Annotated in this window: 16 protein-coding genes and 1 tRNA gene; 10 read left to right on the forward strand and 7 right to left on the reverse strand. The window is 70.9% G+C overall.

The genetic code is table 11. The features are described 5' to 3' along the window. Positions 1–24: 24 nt before the first annotated feature. Positions 25–1,002: a helix-turn-helix domain-containing protein gene (locus tag AB0M01_RS35030; RefSeq protein ID WP_363676795.1), complete on the reverse strand. Its 978-nt coding sequence runs from the start codon at positions 1,000–1,002 to the stop codon at positions 25–27. Between the two features lie 208 nt (positions 1,003–1,210). Between AB0M01_RS35030 and AB0M01_RS35035 the strand changes: the two genes are divergently transcribed. Next, positions 1,211–1,399, forward strand: a complete 189-nt coding sequence (locus AB0M01_RS35035; protein ID WP_363676796.1) for a hypothetical protein — start codon at positions 1,211–1,213, stop codon at positions 1,397–1,399. On the opposite strand, the gene AB0M01_RS35040 is transcribed toward AB0M01_RS35035, so the two are convergent. From AB0M01_RS35040 to AB0M01_RS35050, 3 genes are all read right to left on the reverse strand, one after another. Then, on the reverse strand, positions 1,367–3,220 hold the full coding sequence (locus AB0M01_RS35040; protein WP_363676797.1) for a hypothetical protein: 1,854 nt from the start codon (positions 3,218–3,220) through the stop codon (positions 1,367–1,369). The genes AB0M01_RS35035 and AB0M01_RS35040 overlap by 33 nt on opposite strands. Beyond that, positions 3,205–3,957, reverse strand: coding sequence for an ABC transporter ATP-binding protein (locus tag AB0M01_RS35045; RefSeq protein WP_363676798.1), 753 nt, complete (start codon positions 3,955–3,957; stop codon positions 3,205–3,207). Before AB0M01_RS35045 ends, AB0M01_RS35040 begins: the two co-directional genes overlap by 16 nt. Positions 3,958–4,072: 115 nt before the next feature. Then, positions 4,073–4,156 (reverse strand) — tRNA-Leu (locus tag AB0M01_RS35050). A 246-nt stretch (positions 4,157–4,402) separates the two neighbouring features. Between AB0M01_RS35050 and AB0M01_RS35055 the strand changes: the two genes are divergently transcribed. The 6 genes from AB0M01_RS35055 to pknB all read left to right on the forward strand — a co-directional run bounded on the left by AB0M01_RS35055 (position 4,403) and on the right by pknB (position 11,966). Then, entirely contained in the window at positions 4,403–5,227 is an 825-nt protein-coding gene (locus AB0M01_RS35055; protein WP_363676799.1) for a DUF3662 and FHA domain-containing protein, read from the forward strand. Positions 5,228–5,237: 10 nt separating this feature from the next. Then, positions 5,238–5,720, forward strand: a complete 483-nt coding sequence (locus AB0M01_RS35060) for an FHA domain-containing protein (RefSeq protein ID WP_363676800.1) — start codon at positions 5,238–5,240, stop codon at positions 5,718–5,720. 10 nt (positions 5,721–5,730) lie between these two features. Beyond that, complete coding sequence (locus tag AB0M01_RS35065; protein ID WP_363676801.1) at positions 5,731–7,113, forward strand: protein phosphatase 2C domain-containing protein; 1,383 nt, start codon at positions 5,731–5,733, stop codon at positions 7,111–7,113. Further along, the gene (locus AB0M01_RS35070) at positions 7,110–8,516 is read left to right on the forward strand and encodes an FtsW/RodA/SpoVE family cell cycle protein (protein ID WP_363676802.1); all 1,407 of its coding nucleotides are present in this window, start codon (positions 7,110–7,112) and stop codon (positions 8,514–8,516) included. The genes AB0M01_RS35065 and AB0M01_RS35070 overlap by 4 nt, the downstream gene beginning before the upstream one ends. Further along, complete coding sequence (locus tag AB0M01_RS35075; protein ID WP_363676803.1) at positions 8,513–9,964, forward strand: penicillin-binding protein 2; 1,452 nt, start codon at positions 8,513–8,515, stop codon at positions 9,962–9,964. The genes AB0M01_RS35070 and AB0M01_RS35075 overlap by 4 nt, the downstream gene beginning before the upstream one ends. Before the next feature lie 127 nt (positions 9,965–10,091). Then, positions 10,092–11,966: a Stk1 family PASTA domain-containing Ser/Thr kinase gene (gene pknB / locus AB0M01_RS35080; RefSeq protein ID WP_363676804.1), complete on the forward strand. Its 1,875-nt coding sequence runs from the start codon at positions 10,092–10,094 to the stop codon at positions 11,964–11,966. Positions 11,967–12,024: 58 nt separating this feature from the next. Here pknB and AB0M01_RS35085 read toward each other — a convergent pair whose 3' ends face one another. Next, positions 12,025–12,642, reverse strand: coding sequence for an aminodeoxychorismate/anthranilate synthase component II (locus AB0M01_RS35085; protein WP_363676805.1), 618 nt, complete (start codon positions 12,640–12,642; stop codon positions 12,025–12,027). A gap of 21 nt (positions 12,643–12,663) precedes the next feature. Continuing rightward, a complete protein-coding gene (locus tag AB0M01_RS35090; RefSeq protein WP_363676806.1) occupies positions 12,664–13,389 on the reverse strand; it encodes a DUF881 domain-containing protein in 726 nt (241 codons plus the stop codon). 169 nt (positions 13,390–13,558) lie between these two features. On the opposite strand from AB0M01_RS35090, the gene AB0M01_RS35095 reads away from it, so the two are divergent. After that, positions 13,559–13,822 (forward strand): cell division protein CrgA, encoded by a 264-nt coding sequence (locus AB0M01_RS35095; protein ID WP_344177597.1) that lies wholly within the window; start codon positions 13,559–13,561, stop codon positions 13,820–13,822. 94 nt (positions 13,823–13,916) lie between these two features. Here AB0M01_RS35095 and AB0M01_RS35100 read toward each other — a convergent pair whose 3' ends face one another. After that, positions 13,917–14,726: an AfsR/SARP family transcriptional regulator gene (locus AB0M01_RS35100; RefSeq protein WP_363676807.1), complete on the reverse strand. Its 810-nt coding sequence runs from the start codon at positions 14,724–14,726 to the stop codon at positions 13,917–13,919. 259 nt (positions 14,727–14,985) lie between these two features. On the opposite strand from AB0M01_RS35100, the gene AB0M01_RS35105 reads away from it, so the two are divergent. Continuing rightward, on the forward strand, positions 14,986–15,189 hold the full coding sequence (locus tag AB0M01_RS35105; protein ID WP_363676808.1) for a hypothetical protein: 204 nt from the start codon (positions 14,986–14,988) through the stop codon (positions 15,187–15,189). Positions 15,190–15,278: 89 nt separating this feature from the next. Continuing rightward, on the forward strand, positions 15,279–15,803 hold the full coding sequence (locus AB0M01_RS35110; protein WP_363676809.1) for a MauE/DoxX family redox-associated membrane protein: 525 nt from the start codon (positions 15,279–15,281) through the stop codon (positions 15,801–15,803). Positions 15,804–15,819 lie beyond the last annotated feature (16 nt).

The following is a 15,819-nucleotide window of genomic DNA, read 5'->3' on the forward strand; positions in this document are numbered from 1 at the left end:
CCCGGGCGACAGGCCCGGGCCGCACTACAACCACTTGCGCCGGGCCGCCTGGTAGGCGAGCCCAGTGCGGGTGTCGACGCCGGCCAGGTCCATCATCCGGTCGAGCCGGCGCTGCACCGTACGACGGCTGATGCCCAGCTGCGACGCGATCGACTTGTCCGGTACGCCGGCCACCATCAGCGACAGCAGGAACCGCTCGGAGCCGTCCAGCCCCTCGCCGCCCTCCTCCGCCTCGTCCGGCTGCAGCTTGACCGGCGTCGCCGCCTCCCAGTGGCTCTCGAACAGCGCCAGCAGCGCGTCCAGCAGCTGACCGCGGCCGATGATCGCCGCGGTCGGCTCACCGATCGCCGCCTCGTCGTCGCGGACCAGCGGGCAGATCGCGGTCGCCCGGTCCACGATCGCCAGGCGGACCGGCAGCGTCGGCAGCGTCCGGGCCTCCTCCCCCCAGCCGACGCCCTCGGCGATGGTGTCCAGCTCGCCGGGTGTCTCCAGCAGCGCCCGCTCGTAGATGGCCCGGTAGCGGACGCCGCGGCTCAGCGCGCCGTACTCCTCGGTGTTCTCCGCGCCCTGCATCGCCAGCGGGTTGGCCCGGCAGAACCAGAGGATCTCCTCCCGCGCCGACTCCTGCAGGTCACGCAGGCGGTCGCGCAGCGCGTCCGCGCCGACGATCACCTCGACCAGGTGGTGGGCGTCCCGGCGGCTCGCGCTGGCGCGGAACTCCTCGCTGAGCGACGCCACGGTCTGCCGGGCCGACTCCAGCGACTCCTGGCGGCGCAGCAGCGTCGTACCGAGCGCTACGTCCGGCGGCAGCGGCCGGAACACCGGGTCATCGCCGGGCAGCACAGCGACCAGTCCCTTCGCCTGCAGCCGCTGCAGCAGCTCGTCGACCTCCTGCTGCGGCAGCTCGGCGACCTCCGCCAGCTCGGCAGCCCGCGCGACCGACAGCCCGACCAGCAACCGGTACGCCTGCTCCTCCCGGGCGTCCAGCAACGCACCGTCCATGCCGCCCCACCTCCAGTGCTCGAAGCTCCACCTAAGCAGGCGGAACGGCGCAGTGGCGAGCAGCCCCCGCTCCGCATCCGGCACTGCTGCGCCATCCGAACGCCCTGGCACTCGTGGCACGAGAGTGCCATCACGTTCCGCTCAGCGCGCCGTCACTACCGGTGTACCGCCAGTCGCTCCCCGCCCGAGCCCGTGAAGAGAGATCGCCATGACTGTCACCGACTTCGCCGGAATCCTCGGCCTGGTTGCCGCCGCCGTCCTCGCCGCCTGGATGCTCCTGGGCGCCAACACCACCCCGCACCGCGGCGACCCCCGCCACTCGGCCCCGAACGCCGAACCCCGCCCGGCCCGGCACCGCGCGACCTCAGTAGGCCGGCTGCACCGCCTCTTCCGGTGACTGCGGCAGCGTGAGCTTGCTGGCGCGGTAGTACGTCGCCGCGCCGTAGCTGTACATGCCCAGCCCGAGGAGGGCCATCGCGACGATGACCGGCCATTGCCACGGACCCGGGGCGTACAGGGCGAGGAACCACACCCGGGCGGGGTTGTCGGTGAGCTTGAAGATCGCTGGGACGACCGCCTGCGGGAACAGGGGGATCGCGCCGAAGCCGAGGCAGAAGAAGGTCAGGTAGCGCTGCCACTTCGGCAGCAGCTCCATCTTCGCGGACAGCGCCGAGGGGCTCGCCTGGTCGCTCGTCGTGCGGCCGTGCCGGAGCAGCGTGAGGAGCTCCGGCCCGCGTGCGTCCAACCGGGCAGCGGCGAGCTCGCCGAACCACCACCACGCCAGTACGCCGGTCGCCAGGCCCACCGGCAGGCCCCACCAGCCGGCGAGCAGCGCGACGACCAGAGCGGGCGCGGCGGCCAGCGAGATCAGCAGGAGCATCACGTAGACGAGGCCCATCGCCTCGCCCTCGTTGCCGCCGGTGTTCAGCGGGTTGCCGGAGCGCTTGTGGGCGTCGGTGGTCGGCACGGTGGCGTAGACCGAGGCCAGCACGATCAGCCCGGCCGCACCGCCGAGCAGCGCGGGCAGCAGGCTGACCACGATCGGCCAGGCGTCGGTGCCGGACCACCAGGTGAACAGCACGGTGATCACCAGCGCCGGCGGACCGAAGACGAGCAGGAACGCGCGCTGGCGGGCGCGGATGTCCGGCCGGGCCGAGCCGGGGACCATCAGCGTCGACCAGCACGCCGTACCGTCGGCGCCGTACAGGTTGGCGAACATCGCGCCGCCCATCACCACGGTCGCGGCGCCGGCGTACGGGAGCATGCCCTTCCAGGCGACGGCGATCGGCATCAGGCAGAAGAAGAGCCCGTACCCGAACGCGAAGACGACCTGGTGGCCGTAGAGCAGGTCGCGGCTCCAGGTGCGGAGCTCCTTCGCGTTGGCCGCGCTGCGGGCGTCCGAGCCGGTCAGCAGCCGCCGCGGTCGGACACCTGCGCGGGTCGCGGTCGTCCGGCGTACGAGGAGGGCTGACCAGGCGACGAACATCGCTCCGGCCAGCGCCACCAAGCCGGCGAGGGCCAGCAGCATCTGCAGCCAGTCGCCGCGACCGGCGGCCTCGACAGCGACCAGGCTCCAGCCGGACGGTGCGATCCGGGCTGCCTGGGCCATCGCGCCCTGCACGTCCGTGGTGATGTACGCCGCGATCAGCGCCCAGCCCTGGGCGGTGAAGGCGAGGATGAACGCGTTGACCAGGGCAGCGAGCACGGCGCCCGACCTGACTTGCAGCAGTACGCCGTACACAGCGACAGCGAGGCGGGAGGCCAGCACGAAGCAGAGCAACTGCAGGAGCAGCGCCGGCACCGACACCAGTACGGCGACCAGCGACAGCTGGGCGCCGACCACCACCAGGCTGAGCAGAGCCAGCAGGCTCACCACCGGAGCCGCTCCGGCCATCGCCGCCGCCAGGAGCCCACCGGACAAGGCCCGGGGCGGCAGCGGCAGCATCGTGAAGTACTCCGGCTTCAGCGTCTCGTCGCCGCCACCCGCGAACAGCGGACCGATCACCCAGCCCAGCATCCAGACCGCGATCGCCACAGCGACGACGTCGTGGTCACCGCGCGACGCGAGCCACACCGTCCCGCCCGCCAGGACCACACCGACGAAGACGCCACTGGCGAACCAGCCCGCCTTGCTCTGGTCGCGCAGCGAGTGCCGCAGCGCGGCCAGCCGCATCCGGACCAGCGTGCCGCCGGTCGCGACGGTCAGGCCGAGAGCCACGACAGCCCCTCCGCGCCGCGCGTGGACGCGCCGACCAGGGCAACGAACGCGTCCTCCAGCGACCCGCCCGCGCGCACCTCAGAAACGGTGCCGGAGGCAACGACCTTCCCGGCGGCGACCACCGCCACCCGGTCGCAGAGCTGCTCGACCAGCGCCATCACGTGGCTCGACATCACCACCGAACCGCCGCCGGCGATGAACCTGTTCAGGATCGTCCGGATGGTCGCGGCCGAGACCGGGTCGACCGCCTCGAACGGCTCGTCGAGCACCAGCAGCCGCGGCGCGTGCAGCAGCGCGACCGCCAGCCCGAGCTTCTTCCGCATGCCGGTGGAGTAGCCGATCACCTGCTTGTCGTCCTCTTGGTCGAGCTCGAGGACCTCCAGCAGCTCCTGCGTCCGGGCCTCCACCTCGGCCCGCTCCAGCCCGCGCAGCAGCCCGAGGTACGTCAGCACCTCACGCCCGGTCAGCCGCTCCGGCATCCCGAGCCCGTCCGGCAGTACGCCGACCAGGGCTTTAGCCCGCACCGGGTCCGCCCAGACGTCGACCCCGAAGATCCGCGCCGTCCCGCTGTCCGGCCGCAGCAGCCCGACCGCCATCGACAGCGAGGTGGTCTTGCCGGCGCCGTTCGGCCCGAGCATCCCGAAGAACGACCCACTCGGCACGGTCAGCGCCAGCTCGTCGACGGCCCGCTGGTCCCCGAAGGTCTTGGTCAGCCCGGTCAGCTCGAGTGCGTCCATGGCAGAAGGTATCTCCGGCGCCGGGCCCTGTGACACAGGTCTCGCGGCCCGGAACGGTAAATCTGGGCAAACAAAAAGTCCCGGTCGGGTGAGACCGGGACTTCGATACTGCTTGTGCGCGAGGGGGGAGTTGAACCCCCACGCCCTTTCGGGCACACGGACCTGAACCGTGCGCGTCTGCCTATTCCGCCACCCGCGCGCTGGCTGTTTCCGGCCTCTCGAAGCGCCATCCCCAACCGAGGGAAAACACTAGCATGCAATCTGACGGACTCTTGCATTGCGGGTTGGGTCGAACCTCCCGATACGATCGATCGTCGTACCAGGTGTGCTCCCCGGCCGTCCGGGGAACACCGCGTACGGCGAGCCTGCCGAGGGCGCCGAACGGCAAGCCCGATGGTTGGTGCCGAAGCAGGGACCAGTCGAGGACCGACTTGGAGGAGGACGCGTGCGACCGCTGCAGCGCTTCGAACGACGCCTGGAGGGCATCGTGAGCGGTGTCTTCGCGCGCGCTTTCAAGGGGGACGTGGAGCCGATCGAGCTGGCCGCCGCGCTCAAGCGTGAGATCGACAACACCGCCCGGATCCTGTCCCGGGACCGCCGGCTGGTGCCGAACCACTTCACCGTCGAGCTCGGCCCGGAGGACTTCGAGCGGCTGAACGCCTACGGCCGCACCCTGAACCACGAGCTCGCCAACGAGCTCCGCGACCACGCGGACATCCAGCGCTACACCTTCTCCGGACCGATCGAGATCGAGTTGACCCAGCAGGACGACCTGCCGACCGGCAAGTTCCGCGTCGTCAGCCAGACGGTCGGGACGCAGCAGCGCTCCCGGCCCCAGCCGCCCCCGCCCCCGCAGGAGTACGACGATCCGTACGCCGGACAGACCGTGATGCAGAGCGCACCCCCGCCGCCCCCGGAGCCGGCGCCGATCCGGCGCGGGCACCCGCAGGTGATGCTGGAGGTGAACGGCCGCCGCCGCCCGGTGAACCCGCCCGGCGTCGTGCTCGGCCGCGGCACCGACGCCGACATCCAGATCAACGACCCCGGGGTGTCGCGCCGGCACGCCGAGATCCGGCTGATGCCGGAAGGCCCGGGCGGGGTCCGGGTGGTGCTGGTCGACCTGGGCTCCACCAACGGCACGCTGGTCAACGGCCGCCGCGCGGCCGAGGCCGAGCTGGTCGACGGATCGACGGTACGGATCGGGAACACGACGATGACGCTGCGCCTGGCGGACGAGCCGATCGCCCAGCCGCCGAGCAGCGGGTGGTGACCGGACTTCCATGTCGGAACTGACGCTGACCCTGATCAAACTGGGGTTCCTGGCCCTGCTCTGGATGTTCGTCCTGGCGGTGCTGTCCGTGATCCGCTCGGACCTGTTCGGCGCCAAGGTGGACAGCCGCGCGCTGGCCCCGGCCGCGCCGGCCCCCGGCCGGACCCCGAAACCGGCCAAGCCGAACAAGAAGAAGAAGGGCCTGCCCGGTTCGGTGACGATCGCCGACGGGCCGCAGGCCGGGGTCGGTGCGACCCTGCACGAGGACCAGGTGGTGATCGGCCGCGGCTCGGACTGCCAGATCCGCCTGGACGACGACTACTCCTCGACCCGGCACTCGCGGCTGTTCCTGTCCGAGGGCCAGTGGTGGGTCGAGGACCTCGGCTCCACCAACGGCACCTACCTGGACGGCCAGCGCGTGACTCGGCCGGTCCCCGCCGAGATCGGCGGTTCGATCCGGATCGGCCGGACGACGTTGAACATCGCGAAGTAGGCCCGATTCCATGACCTTGTCGCTCGACTACGCCGCACTGTCCGACGTCGGACGGGTCCGCCGCAACAACGAGGACTCCGCGTACGCCGGCCCGAACTTGCTGCTGCTCGCGGACGGGATGGGTGGCGCCGCGGCCGGTGAGGTGGCCAGCGCGGCCGCCGTCCAGGTGATCCGCCGGCTGGACACCACGACGATCTCCGGCGAGGACATGATCGAGGCGCTGGCCGGTGCCGTGCACCGCGCCAACGAGCGGCTCTCCGAGCTGGTCGAGGAGGACCCGGAGCGCGAGGGCATGGGTTCCACCGTGACCGCGCTGATGTTCGACGGGCGGCAGCTCGGCCTGGCCCACCTCGGCGACTCGCGCGCCTACCGGATGCGCGACGGCCGGCTGCAGCAGCTCAGCCACGACCACACGTTCGTCCAGTCGCTGGTCGACGAGGGCCGGATCTCCCAGGAGGAGGCCTTCACCCACCCGCACCGGAACCTGATCCTCCGGGTGCTGGACGGCCGCCCCGACTCCGACCCGGACCTGCAGATCCTCGACGTCCAGGCCGGTGACCGGCTGCTGCTGTGCAGCGACGGCCTGCCGGACTACGTGAGCGACGACGTGATCGCGGCCTCGATGGCCGACGGTACGCCGGACTCCGTGGTCGTCGACCTGATCACGCACGCGCTCGAGGCGGGCTCGAACGACAACGTCACCTGCGTCGTCGCCGACGTGGTGGAGACCGACCCGGCCAGCGGCGACCGCGCGCAGCTGGTCGGCGCCGCGGCCGAGCTGGCCCAGGGCGGCTCCGGCGAGCAGACCATGGTCGTCCGCACCACGGCGGCCGGTGGCGAGGGCAGCGGCGGAGGAGGAGGCGGAGCCGGCGGTCACGTCGACCCCGAGGAGCTCCGGTACGCGCCGCGCCCGCCGAAGCGCTTCCTCTGGCTGCGCCGCCTCGGCGTCGCGGTGGTCGTGCTCGCGATCATCCTCGGCGGCGGCTGGTTCGCCTACAGCTGGACCCAGAAGCAGTACTACGTCGGCACCGACGGCGACTACGTCGCGATCTTCAAGGGCGTCGACGAGCAGATCCCCGGGCTCACGCTGACCCGCGTCTACGAGCAGAAGACGCTGCAGGTCGACAAGCTGCCGACGTACAACCGCGAGCAGGTCGAGGGCAACATCCAGGCCGACGACCTGACCGCCGCGCAGAAGATCGTCGAGGAGCTGCAGCGCGCCGCCGACGAGTGCGCGGCCCAGCAGAAGCCCCCGGTCAAGCCGAGCACCCCGCCGGCCACCGGCAAGCCGGTCACGACGCCGCCGAAGCCGCCCGCCAGCACGCCGCCCACGACCCCGGCCACACCCGGTGACGGGACGGCCGGCCCCGGCGACTGCGACGGGGTCCGATGAGTATCGCGTCCACCTCGGTCATCCAGATCATCCCGCGGACCCGCCGCGGGGTGGAGCTGATGCTGCTGATCATCGCGATCGCGGTGTCGGTCGCGGCGTACGTGAACATCGGCCTGACCGTGCAGAACAAGGTCCCGGCCAGCACCGGGTACTACGCCGCCGGGATCGGTCTGCTTGCGCTGATCGCGCACATGGCCCTGCGCTACCGCGCGCCGTACGCCGACCCGGTGATCCTGCCCTGCGCCGTGCTGCTGAACGGGCTCGGCGTCGCGATGATCCACCGCGTCGACCTCGGCCTGCAGGCCGCCGCCGAAGCCGCCGGCACCAAGCCGCGCGGCCCGGCCGCGCCGCAGCAGATCACCTGGACCGCGGTCGGCATCATCCTGTTCCTGGTCGTGATCCTGCTGGTCCGCGACCACCGGCGCCTGCAGGCGTTCACCTACACCGCCGGCCTGGTCGGTCTGGTGCTGCTGGTGCTGCCGCTGATCCCCGGCCTGGGCGCCGACATCAACGGCGCGAAGATCTGGATCCGGCTGGCCGGGATGTCGTTCCAGCCCGGTGAGTTCGCGAAACTCTGCCTGGTCGTCTTCTTCGCCGGGTACCTGGTGGTCAAACGCGACGTGCTGACCCTGGCCGGGCACCGGTTCCTCGGGCTCGACCTGCCCCGGGCCCGCGACCTCGGCCCGATCCTGATCGCCTGGGGCGTCAGCCTCGGCGTCCTGATCTTCGAGAAGGACCTCGGCTCCTCGCTGCTGTTCTTCGGCCTGTTCCTGTTCCTGCTGTACGTCGCCACCGAGCGGGCCGGCTGGCTGATCATCGGTGGCCTGCTGTTCGCCGCCGGCGCGTTCTTCGCCTCGCAGACCTTCGGCCACGTGCAGAAGCGGGTCTCGGACTGGCTCGACCCGTTCCACGAGGTCGGCGGCCAGGTCTCGACCGCGCTGATGGGCCAGGCCTGGGGCGGGCTGCTCGGCCGCGGCCTCGGCCAGGGCCGGCCGGAGATCCAGCCGCTGCGCTTCTACGGCCAGAGCGACTTCATCATCTCCTCGTTCGGCGAGGAGCTCGGCCTGACCGGGCTGATCGCGATCATCCTGGTCTACACGCTGATCATCGAGCGCGGCCTGCGGACCGCGCTCGGCTGCCGGGACATCTTCGGCAAGCTGCTGGCCACCGGTCTGGCGATGTCGTTCGCGCTGCAGGTGTTCGTGATCGTCGGCGGGGTCACCGGGCTGATCCCGCTGACCGGTCTGGCGACCCCGTTCATGGCGCTCGGTGGGACCGCGCTGATCGCCAACTGGGCGATCATCGCGCTGCTGCTGCGGATCAGCGACCAGGCCCGCCGGCCGCAGACCCCCGCGGCACCGGTGTCCGACGAGACGATCGCGATGGCGGTGCAGAAGCAGTGAACTCAGCAATCCGGCGGCTCGCCGTGGCCGCGATCGTCCTGATGCTCGCGCTGATGGCGAACTCGACGTACCTGCAGGCGTTCCGGGCCAGCGAGATCAACGGGCGCAACGACAACCGGCGGGTCCGGGACGCGCAGTTCTCGATCGACCGCGGCCCGATCCTGATCGGCAACACCCCGATCGCGGAGTCCAAGCCGTCCAACGACCGCTTCGACTTCCAGCGCACGTACGCCGCCGGCCCGGAGTACGCGCCGGTCACCGGCTACTACTCGTTCCTGTACGGCCGGCTCGCCATCGAGCTGACCCAGAACTCCCAGTTGAACGGCTCCGACCCGTCGCTGGCCTTCCGCCGGGTGGTCGACGTGATCACCAACCGCAAGCAGCAGGGCGCGGCGGTGGCGCTGACGCTGAACGCCAAGGCGCAGCTGGCGGCGTACAAGGGACTGGCCGGGAAGAAGGGCGCCGCGGTCGCGATCGAGCCGAAGACCGGCAAGATCCTGGCGCTGGTCTCGCGGCCGTCGTACGACCCGAACGAGCTGGCCGCGCACGACCTGGACAAGGTCGGGGCGTCGTGGAAGAAGTTCACCGAGGACGAGAACAAGCCGATGTCGAACCGGGCGGCCCGCGAGCTGTACCCGCCGGGCTCGACGTTCAAGCTGGTGACCGCCGCGGCGGCGCTGTCCAGCGGCAAGTACAACCCGCAGTCGCAGGTCCGTTCGCCGGCCCAGCTGGAGCTCCCGCAGACCACGGTGCCGCTGGTGAACGAGAACCGGCGCAACTGCGGCGGCAGCGACAACGCGACGCTGACGGTGGCGCTGCGGCTGTCCTGCAACACCGCGTTCGGCTCGGTCGGTCTCGACCTCGGCGCCGACGCGCTCCGCGAGCAGGCCGAGAAGTTCGGCTTCGGCGAGCGGCAGCTGCCCGAGCTGGGCGCGGTCGCCAGCCAGTTCCCGGCCGACCCGAACCCGCCGCAGACCGCGCAGTCCGCGATCGGCCAGTTCGACGTCCAGGCCACCCCGCTGCAGATGGCGATGGTCGCCGCCGGGATCGCCAACCAGGGCGACGTGATGAAGCCGTACCTGGTGCAGAGCGTCCGGACCGCGGACCTGAAGACCGTCTCGGAGACCAAGCCGGAGTCGCTGCACCAGGCGGTCACGCCGGAGGTCGCGGGCCAGCTGACCCAGATGATGATCGACGTCGTCCAGAACGGCACCGGCAAACCGGGCCAGATCAGCGGCGTCCAGGTGGCCGGCAAGACCGGTACGGCGCAGACCGCCAAGGACCGCCCGCCGTTCGCCTGGTTCACCGCCTTCGCCCCGGCCAACGACCCGCAGGTCGCGGTCGCGGTGATGATCGAGGACGCCAACGTCCCGCGCGACGACATCGCCGGCGGCAAGCTCGCCGCCCCGATCGCCAAGGACGTGATGGAGGCGGTGCTCGGCCGATGACGACGATGCGGAATGATTCCGTGACGGTGAGTCGAACCAGCGGGGGCTCGCTCGTGGCGTTGGCTACGGTGGGCGAAATGTACGTGTTGTGGCCAGGCAGGATCCGCGCAGGTTGGAAGGCAGAGCGATGACATCGCAGGCACGTCTCGTCGGCGGGCGCTACGAGGAAGGCGAACCGCTGGGACGGGGAGGCATGGCCGACGTCCGCAGGGGCGTCGACAACCGGCTCGGCCGAGCTGTCGCGATCAAGCGGCTCCGGGTGGACCTGGCCAGTGACTCCACCTTCCAGGCCAGGTTCCGGCGCGAGGCGCAGTCGGCGGCCTCGCTGAACCACCCCACCATCGTGTCGGTCTACGACACCGGTGAGGAACCGGACCCGAACGGCTCCGGGATCACCATCCCGTACATCGTGATGGAACTGGTCACCGGCAAGACGCTGCGCGACCTGATCCGCGAGGGCCGCAAGATCATGCCGGAGCGGGCCCTGGAGATCACCTCCGGTGTGCTCGAGGCGCTCGACTACAGCCACCGGGCCGGCATCGTGCACCGCGACATCAAGCCCGGCAACGTGATGCTGACCCCGCAGGGCCAGGTCAAGGTGATGGACTTCGGGATCGCCCGCGCGGTCGCCGACACCACCTCGGACATGACCCAGACCGCGGCTGTCATCGGTACGGCGCAGTACCTGTCGCCCGAGCAGGCCCGCGGCGAGACCGTGGACGCCCGCTCCGACCTGTACTCCACCGGCTGCCTGCTCTACGAACTGCTCACCGGCCGGCCGCCGTTCGTCGGCGAGTCCCCGGTCTCGGTGGCCTACCAGCACGTCCGGGAGCAGCCGGTCCCGCCGTCGTCGTTCGACCCCGACATCCCGCCGGAGGTCGACGCGGTCGTGCTCAAGGCGCTGGCCAAGCCGCGCGAGGAGCGCTACCAGAGCGCCGCCGAGATGCGGCAGGACATTCACCGGGTGCTCGCCGGGCAGCAGGTGACCGCGCCGATGGCCGCGGTCGCCGAGACCCGCGCGATGGCCCCGACGGCGGTCGCGCCGGCTGCGGCCACCCAGGCGTACCGGCAGACCCAGTCCGACGACCTGCTCCCGCCGGACGACGGGATGGACGAGGCCGAGGCGGCGCGGGCCCGGCGCAACCGCGGGCTCGCGTACTTCCTGCTCGGGCTCGCGATCGTCGCGGTCGCGGTGCTGGTCTACGTGCTGATCAACAACGGGAACAAGGACATCAACGGCGGCGGTACGCCGGACGTCACCCAGGTCGCGGTGGCCAACGTGGTCGGGCAGAACGTGCAGCAGGCGACGGCGACCCTCGCGGCGCAGGAGCTGAAGCTGACGTCGACCGGTGCCGCGAACCCGACCGTTCCGAAGGGCCAGATCATCAGCCAGAACCCGACCGCGTCGACGATGGCGGACAAGGGCTCGACGGTTTCGGTGGTGGTGTCCAGTGGACCGACGTCGTTCGCGGTGCCGAACGTGATCGGCAAGACCATGAGCGAGGCCCGCGAGCTGCTCCAGGACTCGCCGGGCAACTTCAAGGTCGCCGAGAAGGTCAACACCGTCGACGACGAGTCCGCGAAGGGCACCGTGCTGGGGCTCGACCCGAACGCGGAGGGTAAGTACCCGAGCGGGCAGACCTTCACGCTGACCGTGTCCAGCGGCTCGGTGAAGGTGACCGTCCCGGACGTCACCAAGCAGAACCAGGACGACGCGGCGAACGCGCTGAAGGCCGCGGGCCTGCAGGTCGGCTACGAGAACGCTCCGCCCGGCTCGAACCAGCCGGAGGGCACGGTCGTGTCGCAGAGCGTCGCGCCGGGCACGAAGGTCGACAAGGGGTCCAAGGTGATCATCCGGATCGCCGGGCCGCAGCAGCCGACCGGCGACCCGACGGACACCCCGACCGGTGACCCGACCGACCCGGAGGACCCGACCGACACCCCGCCGCCGACCATCGGCTTCCCCGGTGGCGGAGGCGCGGTCCCGGGCCGGCTTCCGTAGTACGAACGAAAAGACCGCGGTACCCCGAGTTCGGGGTACCGCGGTCTTTTGTTGTTCGTCAGCTGACGACCGGTGCCATGCCTGCCGAGCGGGCGACCGCGTCCGGGTCGCCGCAGATCGACAGCCAGTTGGCGAGCATCCGGTGGCCGCCCTCGGTGAGCACGGACTCGGGGTGGAACTGGACGCCCTCGACCGGGAGGTCCTTGTGCCGGGCGGCCATGATCACGCCGGCCTCGGTGCGGGCGGTCACCTGGAGGACGTCCGGGACGCTGTCCTGGGCGATCGCGAGCGAGTGGTACCGGGTCGCGGTGAACGGCGACGGCAGCCCGGCCAGCACGCCGGCGCCCTCGTGGAACACCTGGCTGGTCTTGCCGTGCAGCAGTTCGTCGGCGCGGCCGACGACGCCGCCGTACGCGACGCCGATCGCCTGCAGCCCGAGGCAGACGCCGAAGATCGGGACCTGGCCGCCGGCCTGCTTGACGATGTCGACGCAGGCACCGGCCTCCTCAGGCGTGCCCGGGCCGGGCGACAGCAGGACACCGTCGTACGCCGTGGCCTGCTCGGGGGTCACCTCGTCGTTGCGCAGGACCGTGGTGTCGGCCTGCAGCTGCTGCAGGTACTGCACCAGGTTGTAGACGAAGGAGTCGTAGTTGTCGACGACGAGGATGCGCGGCATGACCAGAGTTTACGGGCGAAGTCAGCGGCCGGTGCTGGACGGGCTGACCGTGGGCGTCTTCGCGAAGCCGGGCACCGTCGCGCTCTGCAGGTCCAGCGTCCCCTCGTAGGCCGGCATCGCGACGTTCGACTGGTTCTTCACCTCGTACCCGAGCTGGAACTTCACCACGTAGTCCTGCAGGTTCTCGATGTACTTCGAGTCGTCCAGCGATTGCTGCAGCTCGCGCCGGTCCCCGATCGCGGTGATCCGGTACGGCGGCAGGTAGGGCACGCCGTGCAGGACGACCGAGTTCCCCACGCACTTGATCCCGGTGGTCGAGATCACCCGGTGGTCCTGGATCGAGATCGCGTCCGCGCCGCCGGCCCAGAGCGCGTTCACCACGGCCTGGATGTCCTGCTGGTGGATCACCAGCCAGTCGGCGTCGACGTCCGGGTTGTCCTTGACCACCTCGGGCGGCGCGTCCTTCAGCGTGACGGTCAGCCCGGGCCCGGTCACCGGTGTCGTCCCGACCGCGACCGACAGCTCCTCGAGCTGCTTGGTCAGCTTGGGCGGGAACGAGCCCTGCTGGGCGCGCAGCTTGTCGATGTCACCGCTGAGCGCGGCGTGCTGCTTGGTCAGGCTGGCGCTGCGCCGGCTCTGTTCCTCGACGAGGCCCGCGAGCGTAGTGTTGCGACTGGGACGGAGGTCGGTGCCCCGCGCGTTGGTGGCACTGGTCGCGAACAGCAGCCCGGCGCACAGCAGCGCCACCGGCGCACCCGCGCGCCAGAGCGAAAAACGCCGCCACCTGCTCACGTGACCCCCATGCTCCCGTCTGCACTACGCTAACCGAGGCCAGACCCGTCGGTGTGGCTGGTGGCAGCCTCGCGAACCGAGGGACCACCACTCACCTTAGTGTCCGCTACAAGGAGCCCAAGTCGTGCCCGAGTCGAGCAGTCGCGAAAAGAAGAAGAAGTCGGCCGCGGAGAAGCCGCAGAAGACTCCGAAGAAGCCCCGCACCTCCAGCCGCCCGTGGGTCGCGCCGCTGATGCTCGGCTGCTGGCTGCTCGGGCTGATCTGGCTGGTGGTCTTCTACGTGGCGGGTCAGGACATCCCGTTCATGAACGACCTGGGCAACTGGAACCTGCTGATCGGAATGGGTCTGATCGCGGTCGGGTTCGTCGTCTCCACACAGTGGATCTGAGCCGGCCGACCCGAAGTTATCCACATCGGTATCCCCAGCTGTGCACAGCTTTCGGTGGACTTCTCCCCAGGTTTTCCCCGGGTTGTGCACAGTTTCAGGCCGAAAAAGAGCCAAATCTGTGGATTGTTGAGGTTTGATCACCATGTTGTCCACAACTGGGGAAGACGGCTTCCCGGTCCCGGCGGAGCATCGCGCGCTGCAGGTCGAAGAGCTCGTCGGACGGCTCCAGGCCTAGCTCCTCACGCAGCACCCGCGCCGCCCGGGACCAGGTCCGCAGCGCCCCGGCGACGTCGCCGGCCAGGTAGCGGGCCCGGACCAGGTTGGCGTGCGCCCGCTCCCGGAAGGGCGCGGCCCGCAGCACGTCGTTGAGGTCCGGCACCACCTCGGTGGTCCGCCCGAGCAACAACCCCACCTCGGCGCGCCGCTCACAGACCGTCAGCCGCAGCTCGTCCAGCGGCGCCACCCGGCGCCGGAACCGGTCCGAGGCGGTGCAGTCCTGCCCGACCGGCCCGCGCCACAGCTCGAGCGCTGTGGACAACGTCCGCTCCGCTTCGTCGTACCGGCCGTCCGCCCGCTCCGCGTCCCCTCGTACGGCGAGCCCGCGGAAGACCGCCAGGTCCAGCTCCTCCGGCTCGGCCCGCAGGCAGTAGCCCGCGCCGCCGTCGGTCCGTACGGTGACGAGCCGGTCCTGGAGGCTCGGGGAGATCGCGCCGAGCTGCCGCCGCAGGCGGGTGACGTGCAGCCGGAGGTTGTTCTGCGCCGAGCGCGGTGGCCGGTCCCACAAGGCCTCGAGCAGCTGCTGCACCGGGACGACCCGTCCCTCGGCCAGCATCAGCGCCGCCAGGACGCCGCGGACGGGTGCCGACGAGACCTCCGCGACGCGGCCTCCTGCTTCCACTTCCACTCGCCCGAGCATGCGGAAACGCACCAGGTGCCCCCCTTGGATCCGACCGGTTGCAGACGTCCCCCGACGCCGGTGATCTCAACGTGTCCACTCTGCGCCACGGAGGGTGACGAGCGCCAGCCTTTTCTCCCTGGTGACAACGATCGCCAGGTGACCCTTGGCCGGTCCCCATGCGGAAGTCATGCCGGCCGGATGCGGCCGGCTCCTAGGTTCGGCGCCGTGGCGATCGCCACGAACCGCTGACCGAAGGAGACGGCAGATGCGAAACCTGACTGTGTTGACCGACAAGCTGGTCGGACTGGTGGTGCCGAAGGTGACCGCCGAGGCGCAGGCCCAGGCCTGTTACGAGGTCCGCAGCTACTGCGACCCGGACTGCTCGTTCTGGTGGTGGCGCCGGGCGCACATCATCTCGTGCAACGGCGTCCAGCACATCGAGTTCGAGTGCTGCGGCTGCGGCTGCTGATCACCGCACGGTGAAGGCCGGGTGCCGCGCCCTACGGAACAGGGCGCGGCACCCGGTGCCCGCATCGTAGCCATCCGGAAGGTGCTGCCGTGTCCCGCTACGTCCTGCTCTGCTGCCAGTTCCTGTTCGGGGCCGCGTTCGCGGTCTCGCTCTGGTCCAAGGTCCGCAACCGCCGTGCGTACGCCGAGTTCGCCGCCGCGATCCCGCAGCTCGCGCCGTGGGCTCCGGCCCGCCTGGCCGGCCCTGGCGTCGTGCTCGCCGAGGCCGCGATCGTGGGCCTGGTCGCCGTACCGGCGTCGGCTCCGGCCGGGTTCGCGCTGGCGACCGCGCTGCTCGCTGCCTTCACCGTGGCGATCGCCGGCACCGTACGCCGTCAGCGCGCGGTCACCTGCCAGTGCTTCGGCAAGTCCACGACCCCGGTCGGGCCCGCCCACCTGATCCGCAACGGCGTCCTGCTGCTCTTCGCGATCGCCGGCCTGCTGACCGGTCTGGCCGCGGACCCGGGCCCGGTCGTGCCGGGAATCCTCGCGGCCGCTGCCCTGACCGGGCTGGTCGCTGCCGCGGTGGTGGTGCTGACCGACCAGATCGCAGAACTCTTCCGCTCGACCGTCTAGCTCGCAGGAGGTATCC

Source organism: Kribbella sp. NPDC051770 (assembly GCF_040681455.1).
GTDB lineage: Bacteria > Actinomycetota > Actinomycetes > Propionibacteriales > Kribbellaceae > Kribbella.

What these genes read in the sequence shown, in the direction of transcription:
- AB0M01_RS35030 (WP_363676795.1), bottom strand. Translation starts at nt 1,002, where the DNA reads ATGGACGGTGCGTTGCTGGACGCCCGGGAGGAGCAGGCGTACCGGTTG.
- AB0M01_RS35035 (WP_363676796.1), top strand. Translation starts at nt 1,211, where the DNA reads ATGACTGTCACCGACTTCGCCGGAATCCTCGGCCTGGTTGCCGCCGCC.
- AB0M01_RS35045 (WP_363676798.1), bottom strand. Translation starts at nt 3,957, where the DNA reads ATGGACGCACTCGAGCTGACCGGGCTGACCAAGACCTTCGGGGACCAG.
- AB0M01_RS35060 (WP_363676800.1), top strand. Translation starts at nt 5,238, where the DNA reads ATGTCGGAACTGACGCTGACCCTGATCAAACTGGGGTTCCTGGCCCTG.
- AB0M01_RS35065 (WP_363676801.1), top strand. Translation starts at nt 5,731, where the DNA reads ATGACCTTGTCGCTCGACTACGCCGCACTGTCCGACGTCGGACGGGTC.
- AB0M01_RS35070 (WP_363676802.1), top strand. Translation starts at nt 7,110, where the DNA reads ATGAGTATCGCGTCCACCTCGGTCATCCAGATCATCCCGCGGACCCGC.
- pknB (WP_363676804.1), top strand. Translation starts at nt 10,092, where the DNA reads ATGACATCGCAGGCACGTCTCGTCGGCGGGCGCTACGAGGAAGGCGAA.
- AB0M01_RS35085 (WP_363676805.1), bottom strand. Translation starts at nt 12,642, where the DNA reads ATGCCGCGCATCCTCGTCGTCGACAACTACGACTCCTTCGTCTACAAC.
- AB0M01_RS35105 (WP_363676808.1), top strand. Translation starts at nt 14,986, where the DNA reads ATGCGAAACCTGACTGTGTTGACCGACAAGCTGGTCGGACTGGTGGTG.